Raw genomic sequence first — 1685 nt, 5'->3', positions numbered from 1 at the left:
TATTCGATATGGACGTCAACGTCCTCGATTACGAAGGCAAAAAACTGGTTATCCACCATATCTAAATCCGACAAAAAGGCCGTCTGAAACCCGATTGTTCAGGTTTCAGACGGCCTTTGTCTATTCACAGCATTTATTTTTTATCGTACAAACCGCGCACCACGCGACCGATCGCGGCAATGCCTTTTTCCAGCGTTTCCGCATCCTGCGCAATGCTCATACGGATACACTCGTGTGCGTGCGGATAGTCTTGCCTATCAATGCCGACAAAGAAATGCTCGCCCGGAATAATCAGCGTGCCTTCAGCCTTGAGCATTTCGTACAAGGTTTGCGACGAAACAGGCAGGTTTTCAAACCAAAGCCACAAGAAAATCGCACCTTCAGGCTTATGAATTTTCAACGGATACGCACCCAACTCACGCTTGAGCAGGGAGACCGCCGTTTGCGCCTGCCGACGGTAAAACGGCTGAATCACTTGGTCGGCCAGCTGTTTCAGACGGCCGTCGTTTAACAGCGGAGCCGCAATCGCCGCGCCGAAACGCGTAGGCGACAAGTTCACAATCGCATTCAAACTGCTGACGGCTTTGACCACTTCCGGCGCGGCGACAATAATGCCGGTACGCACACCGGGCAGGCCGATTTTAGAAAGGCTGAAGCAGAGGATAATGTTTTCGTGCCAGTTGAGCGTCACATCGCTGTAAATAATATTCGGGAACGGCATTCCGTAAGCGTTGTCGATAATCAGCGGAATCCCGTGTTCCTGCGCCAAAGCTTCCAAACGCGCCATCTCGCCGTCGGTCAGCACATTACCGGTCGGGTTGGTCGGGCGCGAACAGCAAATCGCACCGATTTTGCCCTCTTTCAATTCAGGCAGGCTCTCCAGCGCGTCAAAGTCCACGCGGTATTTGAAGAAGCCCGCTTTGCCTTCGTGTTCGACATTTTCGATTTTCGGCTTCACCGAAATAAAATGCTGCCCTTCGACATGCACGTCGGCATAACCGATATATTCAGGCGCAAGCGGCAACAAAATCGCTTTTTCAGCCGTTTGGCTGTTTGAAAGATTGAATTTGCCGCCAAACAGGTTGAACAAATAGAAAAACGCGTTTTGCGAACCATTGGTCAACGCGATATTGTCCGCCGTCAGATTCCAGCCGTATTCGCGGTTGAGAAACTCAGTCAAAGCCGCAATCAGCGCCGCATCGCCCTGCGGATTGGAATAATTGCCGATATTCTCAACAGCGTGTTCCGCTGCCAACTTGGAAAACACATCGGCGAACACCGCATTGACTTCAGCGATCCGCGCCGGATTGCCGCCGCCGAGCATGTTGACGGGCTTGTCGCTTTTGAGCGCGTCGCCCAAATCGTCCATCAACTGCAAAATACCGCTGTGTTGTGTGAATTTTTCGCCGAATGCTGAAAACTGCATGGAAACTCCGTTGCTGGGTGTGTAAAAAAATAAACCGCTATTATAAGAACAAAGGCCGTCTGAAAACCAGTTATCCTGATTTTTCAGACGGCCTATTTGACGGAATAGTGGCTTGATACAACCTTATTGGTCTACAGGTATTATTTCTTCCTGCCAAAAATCAGTGATATCACCGACAAGATCAAGAAACCGGCAAATAAAATTTTGGCTATGCCTGCCGCACTACCTGCAATACCACCGAAACCTAATACAGCTGCAA

General features: G+C 50.1%; 2 protein-coding genes. Both read right to left on the bottom strand.

What is annotated here, in order from left to right:
• Window positions 1-133 precede the first annotated feature (133 nt).
• On the bottom strand, window positions 134-1426 hold the full coding sequence (locus tag ACTHUE_RS18100; protein ID WP_070460558.1) for a valine--pyruvate transaminase: 1293 nt from the start codon (window positions 1424-1426) through the stop codon (window positions 134-136).
• Between the two features lie 140 nt (window positions 1427-1566).
• Window positions 1567-1685, bottom strand: a 119-nt coding sequence (locus ACTHUE_RS18095) for a DUF1328 domain-containing protein (protein WP_440424109.1), incomplete at its 5' end; no start/stop codon positions are given.

It is taken from the genome of Neisseria sp. P0021.S005, assembly GCF_051956955.1.
This window is presented reverse-complemented; position numbering and strand designations above follow the sequence as displayed.